Origin of the sequence: Actinoplanes oblitus (assembly GCF_030252345.1) — a bacterium.
GTDB classification, from domain to species: domain Bacteria; phylum Actinomycetota; class Actinomycetes; order Mycobacteriales; family Micromonosporaceae; genus Actinoplanes; species Actinoplanes oblitus.
On sequence record NZ_CP126980.1, the window covers coordinates 1,889,065 to 1,904,281 of the forward strand.

The window sequence follows — 15,217 nt, forward strand, 5'->3', positions numbered from 1 at the left end:
CCGCCTTCTCCCATGGCGCTGGCGGACCAGCCGGCGGCCGGCCCGCCGTGGTGGCGGTTGTCGCAGAGCAGCCGCCGGCCGTGGCGCCGGTCGGTGGCCGTCGGAGCCGGCGCGGCCGCCGTGGTCACCGTGCTCGGCGCGCCGTTCGGGCTGCTCTGGCACGCGCTCGCGCCGAGCGTGCCGGTGATCGACGCGGGTGACAGCGGCATCGTGGTCAACGACCCGTCCCCGGAGCAGTACATCGCCGCGGACGGCTGGCTCACCCTGCTCGGGATCGGCTTCGGCCTGCTCGTGGCGATCACCGCCTGGCTGCTGATGCGCCGCGACCGCGGGCCGGCGCTGCTGCTCGGCGTGGTGCTGGGGGCCGGTGTGGGCACCCACTGGATCGCGGTCCCGATCGGCGAGCTGATCGGCAAGGACGCCTACGAGCAGTGGCGGGCCACCGCCACCCAGGGCGCGACCTACCTGGCGCCGCCCGAGGTGCACTCGCTCGGGCCGACGCTGGTGCCGGCCTTCGTGGCGGCGATCGTGCTGACCCTGCTGGCCGGCTGGTCCAACGACCCGGACCTCGACCATCCGGGCGCGCAGCCCGGTTACGGGCCCAACCACGGGCAGTACGGGCCGATCGAGGAGCAGCGGCCGATCGGCGCCGACCCGTTCAGTTCGGGCTGGCCGGCCGGGCCAGATCCGACAGCGGCACCGGCACCGCCCGCACCCGGGCCAGCAGACCAGCCTCGCGGTTGAGCAGCCGCAGCTCGGCGCGCAGCCGGGCGGTGGTGTCCGGCGCGGCCAGCAGCGAGTGCCGCTCCTCCAGGGTGAGCTGGGCGGTGGCGGCGACCAGGTGGGACAACACCGTGGCATCGTCCGGCACCTGATCGAGGATCTCCGCGTTCGGCCGGAGCAGCTCCAGGTACTGCTGGAAGGCCGTGAGCACACGGGGTTTCAGCAGCTCGGCGGTCTGGTCGGGTGACTCGTCGTCGGGCAGCCACTCGACCCGGGCGGTCAGATAGGGCTCGGAGCCCTGCTCGACGTCGAGGATCCGGAACCGGCGCCGGCCCACCGTCATGATGTCGAACCGGCCGTCGGGCAGCTCGGACACGTGGCGCAGCTCGGCGGTGCAGCCCACCTCGAACAGGTCGGCGGCGCCGACCGGGTCGGGCGGCGGGGCGGGGCCGTCGCCGGGCTCCGGCGCGACCTCGCTGCCGTGCCGGAGGGTGACCACGCCGAACTCGCTCGGCGGCTCGGCCGGCTGGGCGGCCAGCTCCCGCACCAGAGCGCGATAACGCTCCTCGAAGATGTGCAGGGGCAGCACCAGACCGGGGAAGAGCACCGTGCTCAGCGGGAAGACCGGCAGCCGATCGCTCACGGGTTCAGCCTAGTCGTCCGCTGACCTTGGTCAACCCAGCGCCGGGCGGTGCGGTCCGCGACTATGCGGTGGCGGCGCCGGCGCCGAGGTCGAATTCGTTGCCCTCCGGGTCACGCATGGTGATCCAGTGCCAGCCGAACGCCTGGTGCTCGTCGACGCGGGTGGCGCCGAGGGTGAGCAGCCGGTCGACCTCGGTCCGCCAGTCCGGCACCTGACGAGCGGCCAGATCGAAGTGCAGCCGGTTCTTGCCCCGCTTGGGCTCGGGCACCTTGATGAACATCAGCGCCGGAGCGCTGCCGGTGGACGCGGCGCCGTGACCGATGGTGGCGAAGTCCGGACTGGCATCCGGGTCGACCTGACGATCCAGGGCCTGCGCCCAGAACGTGGCCAGTTTCTGGGCGTCGGCGCAGTCGATGACGATCTGGGCGATGGACAGGGGCATCAGATTTTTCCTTACTGGAGATCGACGGGGTTCAGGACGACGGGGTGACCGGCCAGCACACCTCCGTCCGCAGCTGGGCCGGGTCATCGGTGTCGGCGGACGTGACCAGATAGAGCTCGCGGACCGGCCCGGTGGCCCCGATGCCGCGGTCGAGTACCTGCCGGCCCAGGGCGCCGTAGGTGCGATCCAGGTCGGCGCACGGCCCCGCGTGCACGGCGACCGCCAGCCGCTGGGCGGGCAGCACACCCCACCGCACCCCGCCGGCGTCCGGACTCCCGGCGCGCTCGCCGGCCCCGGACGCGGTGACCGGCAGGAACGCCGTCACCCGGCCACCGGCTTGGAACCACTCGAAGGCGTACAGGGCACCGCACGGCCCGCCCGGCGTGAGACCCCACCGGCCGGCCACGGCGTACAGCGACGGGTAGGCCATCTCGCACCACGGCGTGAGGCTGTCCTGATCGACGTGACCGTCGATCATCAGGCATTGCTGTTCCGCGGCGTGCCGGATGGTCAGCTCAGCGGCGGCGGCACCGCCGGTCAGCAGTGCCCGCAACGACCCGACGGCCGCCGCGGTCGCCGTCAGCTCGCGCCGCAGCACGTCCAGGTGGTCGGCGATCAACGCGTCCCGGGACTGCGGGTCGGCCGCCGACACCACCCGCCGTACGCCGGCGACCGGCATCCGGACCTCGCGCAGCCGGCGCACCAACTGCGCCAGCTCCACCTGATCCGCCGTGTAGTAGCGGTAGCCCGTCGACGGATCGACCAGCGCCGGCTCCAGGACGCCGGCGTCGTGGTAGTGCCGCAAGGCCTTGACCGTCAGATGGGTCAGCCGGGAGAACTCGCCAACAGTCAGTAACTCTGCCACCCGGACAGCCTTCACCCTCCCGCAGCGGGAGAGTCAAGCGGCGCCGGGCCGGAAGATCGTGGAGGAGAAATGGTGATCTGCGCGTCTCAACGCCTGGGCCGCGGCCTCGTGGCGGTGAGACCGCCGGCGTGGCCGCCTAGACTGTTCCCGTGCTGAATCGGATCGACCTGCGCGGCTCCCGCCGGGACCCGCGCGGTCTGCTGCCCCGTGCCCAGCTCGACGTCTCCGTGGCCGTCGAGAGGATTCGTCCCGTTGTCGAGGCGGTCCATCAGCATGGGTTCAGCGCGATCCGGGAGGCGACGCGGCGATTCGACGGGGTCGAGCTGGAGCGCCTGCGGGTGCCCGCCGAGGCGATCACGGCCGCGGCCGAGACGCTCGACCCGGCGGTCCGCGCCGCCCTGCTCGAGGCGATCACGCGGGCCCGCAAGGTGCACGCCGACCAGCGCCGCACCGACACCACCACCAAGGTGGTCGACGGTGGCACGGTCACCGAGCGCTGGGTGCCGGTCCGTCGCGTCGGGCTCTACGTGCCCGGCGGCCTCGCCGTCTACCCGTCCACCGTGGTGATGAACGTGGTGCCCGCCCAGGAGGCCGGCGTCGAGGGCCTGGTGGTGGCCAGCCCGCCGCAGCCGGAGAACGGGGGCCTGCCCGACTCCCGGGTGCTCGCCGCGTGTGCCCTGCTCGGCGTCACCGAGGTCTACGGGGTGGGCGGCGCCCAGGCGATCGCCATGCTGGGTCACGGCTCGGACGGCGTCGACGAGGCCGACCGCTGTGAGCCGGTCGACGTGATCACCGGGCCGGGCAACATCTGGGTCACCGCCGCCAAGCGGCTGCTGCGCGGCGTGGTCGGCATCGACGCCGAGGCCGGTCCCACCGAGATCGCCATCCTGGCCGACGAGACCGCCGACCCGCGGCACGTCGCCGCCGACCTGATCAGCCAGGCCGAGCACGACCCGCTGGCGGCGAGCGTGCTGGTCACCGACTCGACGGCGCTCGCCGACGCGGTCGAGGCCGAGCTGGCCGTGCAGGTCGCCACGACCAAGCACGAGGAGCGGGTGCGCACCGCGCTGACCGGTGAGCAGTCCGGTGTGGTGCTGGTCGACGACCTGGAGCAGGGTCTCGCCGTGGTGGATGCCTACGCCGCCGAGCACCTGGAGATCCAGACACGGGACGCGCGGGAGTGGGCCATGCGGGTCCGCAACGCCGGCGCCATCTTCGTGGGCGCCTGGTCGCCGGTGTCGCTGGGCGACTACGCGGCCGGCTCCAACCACGTGCTGCCGACCGGGGGCTGCGCGCGGCACTCGTCCGGGCTGTCCGTGCAGTCGTTCCTGCGCGGCATCCACGTGATCGAGTACGACGAGGCGGCGCTGCGCGACGTGGCCGGCCACGTGGTGGCGCTGGCCAACGCGGAGGACCTGCCGGCGCACGGCGACGCGGTGAAGGCCAGGTTCGCTCAGTGACGACGATCGACGAGCTGCCGATCCGGGACGACCTGCGGGGTAAAACGCCCTACGGCGCCCCGCAACTGGACGTCCCGGTGCGGCTGAACACCAACGAGAACTCGTACCCGGTGCCGGACGACGTGGTGGAGGCGATCGGCAAGGCCGTCCAGGCCGAGCTGCGCGACCTCAACCGCTATCCCGACCGGGACGTGATCGGCCTGCGCACCGAGCTCGCCGGGTACCTCGGCCACGGCCTCACCACCGCCAACGTCTGGGCGGCGAACGGTTCCAACGAGGTGCAGCAGCAGCTGCTCCAGGCGTTCGGCGGGCCGGGCCGGTCGGCCCTGGGCTTCGGCCCGTCCTACTCGATGCACCCGCTGCTGGCGCAGGGCACCGGGACCCGGTGGATCGGCGCCCTCCGCGACCCGGATTTCGGCCTCGACCCGGACCGGGCGGTCGCCGAGATCGAGAGACACGACCCGGACCTGGTCTTCCTCTGCTCACCGAACAACCCGACCGGCACCGCGCTGGACCCGGCGGTGATCGACGCGGTGCTGGCGGCCGCGCGGGGCATGGTGATCGTGGACGAGGCGTACACCGAGTTCGCCCGTCCCGGCACGCCGAGCGCGCTGACCCTGCTGCCCGGCCACCCGCGCCTGGTGGTGAGCCGGACGATGAGCAAGGCGTTCGGCTTCGCCGGTGGCCGGCTGGGCTATCTCGCCGCCGACCCGGCAGTGGTGGACGCGGTCCAGCTGGTCCGCCTGCCCTACCACCTGTCCGCGATCAGCCAGGCCGCCGCCAAGGCGGCGGTGGTGCACCGGGCGTCGCTGCTGAGGACCGTCGAGGCGATCAAGGAACAGCGTGACCGGATCGTCGAGGTGCTCCGGGCCCGTGGGGTGCGGGTCGCCGACAGCGACGCCAACTTCGTGCTGTTCCGGACCCAGCCGGACCAGAAGGCCGCCTGGCAGCAGTTCCTCGACCGCGGGGTGCTGATCCGCGACGTGGGCCTGGCCGGCTGGCTGCGGGTCACCGCCGGCACCGCATCCGAGACTTCCGCATTCCTTGATGCCGCTGAGGAGATCCTTTCGTGAGCCGTACCGGGCGGATTGACCGCGTCACCAACGAGACCAAGGTGCTCGTCGAGATCGACCTCGACGGCACCGGCAAGGGCGACTTGAGCACCGGTGTCGGCTTCTACGACCACATGCTCAACCAGCTCGCCAAGCACGGCGGGTTCGACCTGACGGTGCGGACCGAGGGCGACCTGGAGATCGACTCGCACCACACCATCGAGGACACCGCCATCGCGCTGGGCGAGGCGTTCGCCCAGGCGCTCGGCGACAAGCGGGGCATCCGGCGGTACGGCTCGGCCACCATCCCGATGGACGAGGTGCTGGTCCGGGCCGCCGTCGACCTGTCCGGCCGGCCGTACGTGGTGCACGACGAGCCGCTGCTCACGCCGTACATCGGGCCGGTCTACGCGACGAGCATGACCCGGCACATCTTCGAGGCGTTCGGCCACGCGGCCAAGGTGACACTGCACGTGGACGTGCTGCGCGCCTGCCGGCCGGGCGGTCACCCGGACGCGCACCACGTGGTGGAGGCCCAGTTCAAGGCGTTCTCCCGGGCGCTGCGCGAGGCCGTGGAGATCGATCCGCGCAACGCGGGCTCGCTGCCCTCCACCAAGGGCGTGCTCTGAGATGACGGCAAACGTGGTGATCCTCGACTACGGCTCGGGGAACCTGCGCTCGGCGGAGCGGGCGGTGGCGCGTACCGGGGTGGACGTCACCGTGACCAGCGACCTCGACCGGGCCGCGGCGGCCGACGGCCTGGTCGTCCCGGGCGTCGGCGCCTACGCCGCCTGCATGGCCGGCATCAACGAGCTGGGTGCCGGGCCGGTGATCGCCGAGCGGGTCGCGGCCGGCCGCCCGGTGCTCGGTATCTGCGTGGGCATGCAGGTCATGTTCGAGTCCGGGGTCGAGCACGGGGTGGAGACGAAAGGGCTGGGCCTGCTGCCCGGCTCGGTCACCCGGCTGCGGGCCGAGCGGATCCCGCACATGGGGTGGAACACGGTCACCGTGCCGGCCGGGTCGAAGCTGCTCGCCGGGCTTGCCACCGACACCCGGTTCTACTTCGTCCACTCGTACGCGGCCCGTGATCTCGATCTTCTGAAGGAGGCCGCCGTGACCACCGCCGCCCACGACGAGCCGTTCGCGGCAGTGGTGGAGCTCGGCGCGCTGAGCACCGCCCAGTTCCACCCGGAGAAGTCGGCCGACGCCGGATACGCGCTGCTCAGCAACTGGGTCGCCACGCTCCGATGAGTAAGGAACGCGCGCGGCGACGGGCCGAGCGGCTCGCCGTCCTGGAACGGGAGAAGGCCGTCCGGGCCCGCCGGGTGGCCCGGCGGCAGCGTCGCCGTGCGGTTCTGCGGAAGCTCACGCCGCCCAGAATCGGCAGCGACGGCCGGCTCTATCACCGCAGCCGGCGCCAGCGGGCCGGCATCCTGATCGTCCCGCTGCTCGCCATCGCCGCGGTCTGGCTGTTCATCCCGGAGACGGCACTGCGCATCCTGCTCACCGTCCTGCTCGTCCTGGCCGCTCCCGCTCTCGTGGTCGTGGTGCTCGGCCGCCGCCCATAGAAGCCGCCGCCCATAGAAGCCGTCGCCCATAGAAATCGTCGCTAACAGAAATCGTCGTCAACAGAGGCCGTCGTCAACAGAGGCCGTCGCTGATAGAAGTCGTCGCCAACGGAGGCCGTCGCTAATCGAAGCCGTCGCCAACGGAGGCCGTCGCTAATCGAAGTAGGAGATAGATAGTGACCCTGCAACTGCTGCCCGCCGTCGATGTCGCGGACGGCCAGGCGGTCCGCCTGGTCCAGGGCGCCGCCGGCTCGGAGACCGCCTACGGCGATCCCCTGGAGGCCGCGCTGGCCTGGCAGAACGACGGCGCCGAGTGGATCCACCTGGTCGACCTGGACGCCGCGTTCGGCCGCGGGTCCAACGCCGAGCTGCTCGCCGACGTGGTCCGTCGTCTCGACGTCAAGGTGGAGATCTCCGGTGGCATCCGGGACGACGAGTCGCTCACCCGGGCCCTCGCGACCGGGGCGCAGCGGGTCAACATCGGCACCGCCGCCCTGGAGGACCCGGAGTGGTGCGACCGGATCTGCGCGGAGTACGGCGACCGCGTCGCCATCGGCCTGGACGTGCGCGGCCGCACCCTGGCGGCGCGCGGCTGGACCCGGGACGGCGGTGACCTCTACGAGGTCCTGGCCCGCCTGGACAAGGCCGGCGCCTCGCGTTACGTGGTCACCGACATCACCAAGGACGGCACCATGCGCGGGCCGAACCTCGACCTGCTGCGTGAGGTCTGCGCCGCCACCGACAAGCCGGTGATCGCCAGCGGCGGCGTCTCCACCCTGGACGACCTGCGCGCCCTGGCCACCCTGGAGCCGGTCGGCGTGGAGGGAGTGATCGCCGGCAAGGCGCTGTACGCCGGCGCCTTCACCGTGCGTGAGGCCCTCGAGGTCCTGAAGAAGTAATCGCCGGTGCCGCCGGCCGGATGACATCACCCCGGCCGCCGCCGTCGCGGCGGTCGGGGCATCGCCTTCGTCGCGACCGCGCCCCTTCCCGCGGTGCTGGTTCGCCGGTGGCGCTGCTCGGCGGCGAGCCGGTGCACGCCGCATCTGGGACTGGTCAGGGCCCGCCGGATTCGGCCGGACCGGGTGGTTAGGGTGGGTGCATGACGGTCGCGGTGCGTGTTATCCCCTGTCTCGACGTGGACGCCGGGCGGGTGGTCAAGGGCGTCAATTTCGTCGACCTCCGGGACGCCGGCGATCCGGTCGAGCTGGCCGCCGCCTATGACGCGGCAGGCGCCGACGAGCTGACCTTCCTCGACGTGACCGCCTCCTCCGACGACCGCGGCACCATGCTCGACGTGGTCCGCCGCACCGCCGAGACGGTCTTCATCCCGCTCACCGTCGGCGGCGGCGTCCGCTCGGTGGCCGATGTGGACGTGCTGCTGCGGGCCGGCGCGGACAAGGTCGGTGTGAACACAGCCGCCATCAACCGTCCGGAGCTGATCAGCGAAATCGCCGAGCGCTTCGGTAACCAGGTGCTGGTCCTCTCGCTGGACGTGCGCCGCGCCGCCGGCCAGCCGTCCGGCTGGGAGGTCACCACGCACGGCGGACGCCGCAGCGCCGGCCTCGACGCTGTCGAGTGGGCGGCCCGGGTGGCCTCGCTCGGCGCCGGCGAGATCCTGCTGAACTCGATGGACGCCGACGGCACGAAGTCCGGTTTCGATCTGGAGCTGATCCGCGCGGTCCGCGCCGTCGTCGACATCCCGGTGATCGCCAGCGGCGGTGCGGGGGCTGTCGAGCACTTCCCGCCAGCCGTCGCGGCGGGCGCCGACGCGGTCCTCGCCGCCAGCGTCTTCCACTTCGGCGACCTCACCATCGGCCAGGTGAAGGAAACGCTGCGGGCCGCTGGCAGCCCGGTGCGCTGACTCTTCTTTCGGTACGCCCCTCGACCAGACGCCATCAGCCCCGCCCCGCCGAGCGAGGCGTTTGCCCGCGCTCGGGCCGCAGCGCTCTTGCCAGCCGCTCGGCCCGGCGGGAACAACGTGGCGCGGCGGGAACATGGTGGCCCGGCGGAAACACGGTGGCCCGGCGGCGATCAATGGCGCCGCAGGGACCGGTGGCGCAGCGGGAACAACGTGGCGCTGCGGTGATTAGTGGTGCGGCAGCGATCGTTGGCGCTGCAGTGATTAGTGGTGCGGCCGTGACCGGTCGCGCGGCGGGAACAAGGTGGCGCTGCGGCGATCAATGGCGCGGCAGGGATCGGCGGCGCGGCGGGGACAGGGTGGCGCGGTTGAGAGCCCTCTGGGGCGCCGGGAGCCGGGGTCAGCGGCCGTCGGCCAGGCGGAGGCTGTATTCGCGGACGGCGGCGTTGTAGGCGGTCTCGGTGAGGGACCAGTCGGTGTAACCCGGCTCGGCGGCGCGGTTGAGCTGGGCCTGCAACGTCATGACGGCGGAGGAGAGGCCGCTGAACGGGCGGGTGCGCCAGAGCTGTTCACCGGCGGGGGCCACCTCGATGACGTCGTCGGTCACGGTGATCAGACCGGCGCCGGCCAGGCGGCGGACGGACTCCTCCAGGTCGGCGCGGGCCGGCACGCTGTGGTGCAGGAAATCGGCGGCGGCCAGCAGATCGGCGAGCGTCGCTCCGGTCACCGGCAGGGCGGCGTGCAGCGCCCTGTCCCGCTCCAGGCGCTCGGCGATGACCGCGGAGACGAAGATCCACGCGTCGTTCCAACTCCAGCCGCCGACCCCCATGCCGCAATGATGCCGTGCCGCCGTCATGTCGGGAAGCGAATGTGTCCGGATGATCACCAGGTGACCCCGGTCGACAAAAAGCGATTTATGCCGGTGTAAGCGGCATAGGGCGCGTATCGGGGTCGGTCTGTCCCAATGTGCGGGCACCGCACCGGCGTGCGCCACGCGCCCGCTGCCGGAATCGCTGCCAGGGGTCATGTGCCGGCGCACCGCATCGGTGCTGGGTACGGGGATGGGCGCGGAGCCGGGAGGGGAGATACCCGGCCGGCGGTGGATGGGCGTCCGCCGGTGCGATCGGTACGGGTCGTCCTGTGGGCGGACCCGCGCCGGTGAGCCTGGCGTGGGTCCGGGAGTGGACTGGTCTAGTGCGCGGCTACAGCGCCGAAGGGCCTGGCGTGGGTCCGGGAGTGGACTGGTCTAGTGCGCGGCTACAGCGCCGAAGGGCCTGGCGCGGGCCCGGGAGCGGGGCTGGTTCAGTGTGCGGGTACGGCGTCGACAGGCCCGGCGCGGGTGGGTTCGGGGACCGTCAGGTACGGGAGGAACAGGTGCGCCAGCGGTCCGATGGCCAGGGCGTACGCGATGGTGCCGAGTCCCACGGTGCCGCCGAGCAGGAAGCCGGCGATCAGCACGAGCAGTTCGATGCCGGTGCGGATCACGCGTAGTGACACCTTGGGGAAGCGGCGCGCCAGGCCGGTCATCAAGCCGTCCCGCGGGCCGGCGCCCATCCGGCTGCCGATGTAGAGGCCGGTCGCGAAACCGTTCAGCAGAATGCCGGCGATCAGGTCACCGATCCGGTAGGGGAGTGACGTGCCGGCCGGCAGCAGGGCCAGCACGGCGTCCGCTGTGAAACCGATCACCAGTACGTTCGCGATGGTGCCGACGCCCGGCCGCTGCCGCAGCGGGATCCAGAGCAGCAGCACCGGGATGCCGACCAGCAGCACGATCCAGCCGAAGCTGACCCCGGTCACCTCGGCGAGACCCTGGTGGAACACGTCCCACGGGGTGAGCCCGAGCCCGGACTCGATCATCAGGGCCATGCTGGCGCCGTAGAGGATCAGGCCGAGCAGGAGCTGGGGAACGCGACGTACCAGGTTCATGCTGCCACTCTCGATGCCAATTCGACGGTGTTAAAGTGCCAATCCTCGGGAGGTGGCTATGACGACGTCGGTGCGTGGAGACCAATTGGCCCGATTGCTGGGCCGGTGGCATTCTTTGCCGGGTCGGCACCGGAGCCCTGACTACGCGGCGCTGGCCGCCGCGGTGCGCGGGCTGCTCGCCGACGGGCGACTGGCGCTGGGGGTGCGGTTGCCCGCCGAGCGCGAGCTGGCCGAGGCGCTGGCGGTGAGCCGCACCACGGTGTCGGCGGCGTACCGGGCGCTGCGGGAGACCGGCCACCTGACCAGCCGGCGCGGCGCCGGCAGCTGGACCACCCTGCCGAACGGGCACCGAGTGGCCACCTCCGGCCTGTGGACCGCCAACGACGACCTCGACATGATCGACATGGGGGTGGCCGCCTCGGCCGCCCCGGTGGAACTCGTGCCGGCCGCCCGGGCCGCCGCCGACGACCTGCCGCGCTATCTGGGCAGCGCCGGCTACCACCCGACCGGCCTGGCCGAGCTGCGCGCGGCGGTCGCGGACAGCTACACGGCCCGCGGGGTGCCCACCTCGGCCGAGCAGATCCTGATCACCAGCGGCACCCAGCAGGCGCTCGACCTGGTGCTCCGGCTCTCCGTGCCGGCCGGCGCGCCGGTCCTGGTGGAGACGCCCACCTATCCGAACGCGCTGGCGGCGCTCTCCGCCCGGCGGGCCCGGATCAGCACGCACGGGCTGGACACCGCGACCGGCTGGGACGGCGAGATGCTGCTCGGCGCGCTGCGGCAGACCCGGCCCCGGCTGGCCTACATGATTCCCGAGTTCCACAATCCGACGGGCCACCTGATGCCTGTCGAGCTGCGTGAGCGGCTGGTGGCCGCGGCGCACGCCGGCGGCACCGACCTGGTGATCGACGAGTCGTTCGTGGACCTGCCGCTGGACGATCCGGCGATGCCGCCGCCGGTGGCGGTCTTCGACAGGCACTCCCGGGTGATGTCGATCGGCGGGATGAGCAAGGCGTACTGGGGTGGGCTGCGGATCGGCTGGGTGCGCGCGTCCGCCCCGATGGTGCAGCGGCTGGCCGCGATCCGGGTCGGCGTGGACATGGCCAGCCCGGTGCTGGAGCAACTGGTCGCGGTGCACCTGCTCAGTCAGGCGGGGACGATCGTCGAGGCGCGCCGCGCGCAGTTGCGCTTCCGGCGGGACGCGCTGGTCACCGCGTTGCGGGAGCAGTTGCCGGAGTGGCGGTTCGTGGTGCCCGGCGGTGGGGTGACGCTCTGGGCGGAGCTGGACGGGCCGATCTCCAGCGCGCTGTCCCGGGCCGCCGAGGACGTCGGGGTGCGGCTCGCGCCCGGGCCGCGGTTCGGGCTGGACGGGACCCTGGAGCGGTTCCTGCGGCTGCCGTTCACGCTGGCCGCGGACGACCTGGTGGAGGCGGTGCGCCGGATCGCGTCGGTGCGCCACGACCTGGACCGGGTGGCCCGGCCGGCCTGGCGCACCCCCGCCGTGATCGCCTAGCCCCGTGCTTCGGAGTCCGGCCGCAGCCCCGGTCGGACTCCGAAACACGGGCAGCTAGCGGCCGCTCAGGGTTCGCGGTCACCACGCCGGGGTTTCCGTTACCACCCGCGGACGTCGCCCTTGCGGGCCGGGCGTTCTGGACGCGCAGCGGCCAGCCCGGCCCGGAAGGGTCCCTGGCGGGAGCGACGATCAGTGATCAGCGCGGCCCGAGTCAGCAAAGCTCTTGATCTTGAAGGCCGATCCCGGGGACACGGAAGGCCGCCTCCCCGAGGGAAAGCGGCCTTCGGTGAACTAGATCTGCGCGAGGCTCCCCTTGTACATCTCGTCGATCTGCGCGGCGAAGTTCGTCTCGACGCTGCGCCGCTTGATCTTCATGGACGGGGTGACCTCGCCCGCCTCGATGCTCAGGTCGCGCGGCAGGATGCTGAACTTCTTGACCGTCTCCCACCGGTTGAGCTTGCCGTTGAGCTCGGCGAGGTAGCCCTCGACCAGGGCGTGCGTCTCCGGGGCGGCGACGATCTCGGCGTAGCTCTTGCCGGCCAGCGGCCCGCCCTCGGCCCACGTCATGATCGCTTCCTCGTCCAGCGCGATCAGCATGGTGACGAAGTTGCGGGACTGGCCGATGACGATCGCCTGCGAGGTGTAGGGGCACACCGCCTTGAACGCGCCCTCGATGGCGCTCGGCGCGATGAACTTGCCGCCGGACGTCTTGACCAGGTCCTTCTTGCGGTCGGTGATCTTCAGGTAGCCGTTCTCGTCGAGCTCGCCGATGTCGCCGGTGCGCAGGAAGCCGTCGTCGGTGAACGCCTCCTTGGTGGCCTCCGGCAGGTTGTGGTAGCCGCGCATCACCGGGGCGCCGCGCAGCAGCACCTCACCGTCGGTGTCGATGCGGACCTCGAGATCGCCGATCGCCTCGCCGACCGTGCCGATCTTGAGGCGGCCGTTGCGGTTCACGAAGTTCGCCGCGGAGGCCTCGGTCATGCCGTAGCCCTCCAGGATCGGCAGGTTCGCCGCGGCGAAGAACTCGGCGATGTCGCGGCTGAGCGCGGCCGAGCCGCTGACCAGGACCCGCAGGTTGCCGCCGAGCTTGTCCTGCAGCTTGGCGAAGACCAGGCGCTCGGCGATCGCGTACTGCGCCTTGAGGGTGGCCGGGACCGGCTTGCCGGCCTGCTCCAGCGCCACCTTCCGCTTGCCGGTGGCGACCGCCCAGGAGAAGATCTTCGGCTTCAGGCCGGAGCCGGCCAGGCCGCTGGTCACGGTCTTGTTGTAGACCTTCTCGAAGATCCGCGGCGGGGCGCACATCAGCGTCGGCCGGATCACCGCGAGCTTGTCGATCAGCTTGTCCACCCGGCCGTCGACGTAGGTCGGTACGCCGACGTGCAGGATGCCGCAGAGCAGCGTCTTGCCGAAGGCGTGCGACATCGGCAGCCAGAGGTAGTGCAGGTCCTGCGGGGAGAACAGGCCCAGGTCGTTCTGCGCGACGCCCTCCCAGGTCCAGCCGCGGTGCAGCAGCTCGACGCCCTTGGGCCGGCCGGTGGTGCCGGAGGTGTAGATGAGCGTGGCGATGTGCTCCGGGGTCAGCTTGGCGACCACGTCGTCGATCATGGTGGGCTCGCGGCGCAGCGCGGCGGCGCCCAGCTCCTCCAACTCGGCCAGGGTGATCTGCGGCGGGGTGGCACCGGCGTCGGCCGGGCCCTCGATCAGCACCACCTTGGTGAGGCTGGTCTCCGCGCCGGCGAGCTTCAGCGCCTGCTTCGGGTTCTCCGCGATCAGCACCTTCGACCCGGAGTCGGCCACGATGAACGCGGTGTCCTCCGGCTCGGTGGTCGGGTAGACGGTGGTGGCGGCCGCGCCGGCCACGTTGATGCCGAGATCGGCCAGGATCCACTCCAGGCGGGTGCTGGACAGGATCGCCACCCGGTCCTCCAGCCCGATGCCGAGCTCACGCAGGCCGGCCGCGATGGCCTTGGTGCGCTCGCCCACCTGGCGCCAGGTCAGCCACTCCATGCCGGTGTCACTCGCGTCCGGACCGGCGAACGCCTGAGCGTCCGGCGTTTTCGCCACGCGCTGGAAGAGCATGTCCGGGATCGACCGGTAGGGAACCTCAAGAGCCATCAGGTGCCGCCTTAAACCTGAACAGGGGGACGTAACGTCGTTGTTACCGCACAGTAATGCGGTGGCGGTGACACGGCTAGAGTGCCCCGGCAACTGGCGTCAATCCTAGTCGTTACCGTGACGCCATGACGTTTCTGGTGATCGGCGGGACCGGGATCGACACCGTGGTCCCGGTGGCCGACCTGCCGGTGCTCGGCGCCGACTCGGCGCGGCCCCGCGGGCCCATCGAGGACCACGTCTCGCACACCGGCACCTGCGTCGCGCTCGGGCTGCGCGCACTGGGCGAGCGGGTGCGGGTGATCGACACGATCGGTGACGACGAGCCGGGGCGGCGGGTGACGGCGGCGTTCCGGGAGTGGGGGATCCCGCTGGTCGCGGCGCCGGCGCCGGCCGGGACCCGGCGGGCGGTCAACCTGATGAGCCCGGACGGGCGGCGGCTCTCCCTGTACGACGGCCGGGACGTCCCCGGATACCGGCTGCCCGAGGAGTACTACCAACCGCTGCCGGCCGGGATCCGGCACGTGCACGTCACGATCGTGGACTGGGCCCGGCACCTGTTGCCCACGATGCGGGCGGCCGGCGTGACGGTCTCGACCGATCTGCACGACTGGGACGGGGAGAACCCGTACCACCTGGACTTCGCCAGTCAGGCCGACCTGGTCTTCGTCAGCGGGGTGCGGCTGGCCGGCAGGGTCCCGGCCGGCCGGGTGGTGGTCACCCACGGCGCCGGCGGGGCGGACCTGATCACCCCGGACGGGGTCACGCACGTGGACGCGGCGGACCCGGGCGCGCCGATCGTGGACACCAACGGGGCCGGGGACGCGTTCGCCGCCGCCTTCCTGGCCGCCTGGACGGCGGGGAAGGGCGACGGCGAGTGTCTCGCGGACGGGGCGATCGCCGGGGCGTTCGCCTGCACCCGTACGGTCGGTGCGGACTCCTTCATCAGCCGGGCGGAGCTGGTCAGGCGACGCCGCCGGTGAGCAGCGACACCGATGGGACGGTGCTCACCACCGCCGCGACGAGCGTCAGCAGCAGCGCCGCGAGCATGCCGG

At 72.1% G+C, this 15,217-nt stretch carries 16 protein-coding genes; 10 read left to right on the forward strand and 6 right to left on the reverse strand.

Annotation, left to right across the window (positions count from 1 at the left end; all coding sequences use genetic code 11):
• The first annotated feature begins 12 nt into the window (after positions 1-12).
• On the forward strand, positions 13-744 hold the full coding sequence (locus tag Actob_RS08675; RefSeq protein ID WP_284919540.1) for a hypothetical protein: 732 nt from the start codon (positions 13-15) through the stop codon (positions 742-744).
• On the opposite strand, the gene Actob_RS08680 is transcribed toward Actob_RS08675, so the two are convergent.
• The 3 genes from Actob_RS08680 to Actob_RS08690 form a co-directional block, all read right to left on the reverse strand.
• A complete protein-coding gene (locus tag Actob_RS08680) occupies positions 659-1,366 on the reverse strand; it encodes an LON peptidase substrate-binding domain-containing protein (RefSeq protein ID WP_284919541.1) in 708 nt (235 codons plus the stop codon). The genes Actob_RS08675 and Actob_RS08680 overlap by 86 nt on opposite strands.
• A 61-nt stretch (positions 1,367-1,427) precedes the next feature.
• Positions 1,428-1,808, reverse strand: coding sequence for a VOC family protein (locus Actob_RS08685; protein WP_284919542.1), 381 nt, complete (start codon positions 1,806-1,808; stop codon positions 1,428-1,430).
• Between the two features lie 31 nt (positions 1,809-1,839).
• Positions 1,840-2,673 carry a MerR family transcriptional regulator gene (locus tag Actob_RS08690; RefSeq protein WP_284919543.1) on the reverse strand — a complete coding sequence of 278 codons (834 nt, stop codon included), beginning with the start codon at positions 2,671-2,673 and terminating at the stop codon, positions 1,840-1,842.
• 149 nt (positions 2,674-2,822) lie between these two features.
• On the opposite strand from Actob_RS08690, the gene hisD reads away from it, so the two are divergent.
• The 7 genes from hisD to hisF all read left to right on the forward strand — a co-directional run bounded on the left by hisD (position 2,823) and on the right by hisF (position 8,614).
• Positions 2,823-4,133 carry a histidinol dehydrogenase gene (gene hisD / locus Actob_RS08695; protein WP_284919544.1) on the forward strand — a complete coding sequence of 437 codons (1,311 nt, stop codon included), beginning with the start codon at positions 2,823-2,825 and terminating at the stop codon, positions 4,131-4,133.
• Positions 4,130-5,206 carry a histidinol-phosphate transaminase gene (locus Actob_RS08700; protein ID WP_284919545.1) on the forward strand — a complete coding sequence of 359 codons (1,077 nt, stop codon included), beginning with the start codon at positions 4,130-4,132 and terminating at the stop codon, positions 5,204-5,206. The genes hisD and Actob_RS08700 overlap by 4 nt, the downstream gene beginning before the upstream one ends.
• A complete protein-coding gene (gene hisB / locus Actob_RS08705; protein ID WP_111648744.1) occupies positions 5,203-5,814 on the forward strand; it encodes an imidazoleglycerol-phosphate dehydratase HisB in 612 nt (203 codons plus the stop codon). Before Actob_RS08700 ends, hisB begins: the two co-directional genes overlap by 4 nt.
• A gap of 1 nt (position 5,815) precedes the next feature.
• Positions 5,816-6,436 carry an imidazole glycerol phosphate synthase subunit HisH gene (gene hisH / locus Actob_RS08710; protein ID WP_284919546.1) on the forward strand — a complete coding sequence of 207 codons (621 nt, stop codon included), beginning with the start codon at positions 5,816-5,818 and terminating at the stop codon, positions 6,434-6,436.
• The gene (locus tag Actob_RS08715) at positions 6,433-6,753 is read left to right on the forward strand and encodes a hypothetical protein (RefSeq protein WP_284919547.1); all 321 of its coding nucleotides are present in this window, start codon (positions 6,433-6,435) and stop codon (positions 6,751-6,753) included. The genes hisH and Actob_RS08715 overlap by 4 nt, the downstream gene beginning before the upstream one ends.
• A gap of 176 nt (positions 6,754-6,929) precedes the next feature.
• A complete protein-coding gene (gene priA, locus Actob_RS08720; RefSeq protein WP_284919548.1) occupies positions 6,930-7,652 on the forward strand; it encodes a bifunctional 1-(5-phosphoribosyl)-5-((5-phosphoribosylamino)methylideneamino)imidazole-4-carboxamide isomerase/phosphoribosylanthranilate isomerase PriA in 723 nt (240 codons plus the stop codon).
• A 200-nt stretch (positions 7,653-7,852) separates the two neighbouring features.
• Positions 7,853-8,614: an imidazole glycerol phosphate synthase subunit HisF gene (gene hisF, locus Actob_RS08725; RefSeq protein WP_284919549.1), complete on the forward strand. Its 762-nt coding sequence runs from the start codon at positions 7,853-7,855 to the stop codon at positions 8,612-8,614.
• A gap of 397 nt (positions 8,615-9,011) precedes the next feature.
• Here hisF and Actob_RS08730 read toward each other — a convergent pair whose 3' ends face one another.
• Both Actob_RS08730 and yczE read right to left on the reverse strand, forming a co-directional pair.
• A complete protein-coding gene (locus tag Actob_RS08730; protein WP_284919550.1) occupies positions 9,012-9,440 on the reverse strand; it encodes a hypothetical protein in 429 nt (142 codons plus the stop codon).
• Positions 9,441-9,913: 473 nt separating this feature from the next.
• Complete coding sequence (gene yczE, locus Actob_RS08735; RefSeq protein WP_284919551.1) at positions 9,914-10,537, reverse strand: membrane protein YczE; 624 nt, start codon at positions 10,535-10,537, stop codon at positions 9,914-9,916.
• A gap of 58 nt (positions 10,538-10,595) precedes the next feature.
• Here yczE and yczR point away from each other — a divergent pair, with 58 nt between their 5' ends.
• Positions 10,596-12,050 carry a MocR-like transcription factor YczR gene (yczR, locus tag Actob_RS08740; protein ID WP_284919552.1) on the forward strand — a complete coding sequence of 485 codons (1,455 nt, stop codon included), beginning with the start codon at positions 10,596-10,598 and terminating at the stop codon, positions 12,048-12,050.
• Between the two features lie 291 nt (positions 12,051-12,341).
• On the opposite strand, the gene Actob_RS08745 is transcribed toward yczR, so the two are convergent.
• Entirely contained in the window at positions 12,342-14,165 is a 1,824-nt protein-coding gene (locus tag Actob_RS08745; RefSeq protein ID WP_284919553.1) for an AMP-dependent synthetase/ligase, read from the reverse strand.
• Between the two features lie 125 nt (positions 14,166-14,290).
• Here Actob_RS08745 and Actob_RS08750 point away from each other — a divergent pair, with 125 nt between their 5' ends.
• A complete protein-coding gene (locus Actob_RS08750) occupies positions 14,291-15,145 on the forward strand; it encodes a carbohydrate kinase family protein (RefSeq protein ID WP_284919554.1) in 855 nt (284 codons plus the stop codon).
• Positions 15,146-15,217 lie beyond the last annotated feature (72 nt).

Excerpts from the sequence above, each read along its gene's own strand:
- yczE (WP_284919551.1), bottom strand. The coding sequence starts at position 10,537 with ATGAACCTGGTACGTCGCGTTCCCCAGCTCCTGCTCGGCCTGATCCTC.
- Actob_RS08730 (WP_284919550.1), bottom strand. The coding sequence starts at position 9,440 with ATGGGGGTCGGCGGCTGGAGTTGGAACGACGCGTGGATCTTCGTCTCC.
- Actob_RS08745 (WP_284919553.1), bottom strand. The coding sequence starts at position 14,165 with ATGGCTCTTGAGGTTCCCTACCGGTCGATCCCGGACATGCTCTTCCAG.
- Actob_RS08750 (WP_284919554.1), top strand. The coding sequence starts at position 14,291 with ATGACGTTTCTGGTGATCGGCGGGACCGGGATCGACACCGTGGTCCCG.
- yczR (WP_284919552.1), top strand. The coding sequence starts at position 10,596 with ATGACGACGTCGGTGCGTGGAGACCAATTGGCCCGATTGCTGGGCCGG.
- hisH (WP_284919546.1), top strand. The coding sequence starts at position 5,816 with ATGACGGCAAACGTGGTGATCCTCGACTACGGCTCGGGGAACCTGCGC.
- Actob_RS08685 (WP_284919542.1), bottom strand. The coding sequence starts at position 1,808 with ATGCCCCTGTCCATCGCCCAGATCGTCATCGACTGCGCCGACGCCCAG.
- Actob_RS08675 (WP_284919540.1), top strand. The coding sequence starts at position 13 with ATGGCGCTGGCGGACCAGCCGGCGGCCGGCCCGCCGTGGTGGCGGTTG.
- Actob_RS08715 (WP_284919547.1), top strand. The coding sequence starts at position 6,433 with ATGAGTAAGGAACGCGCGCGGCGACGGGCCGAGCGGCTCGCCGTCCTG.
- hisF (WP_284919549.1), top strand. The coding sequence starts at position 7,853 with ATGACGGTCGCGGTGCGTGTTATCCCCTGTCTCGACGTGGACGCCGGG.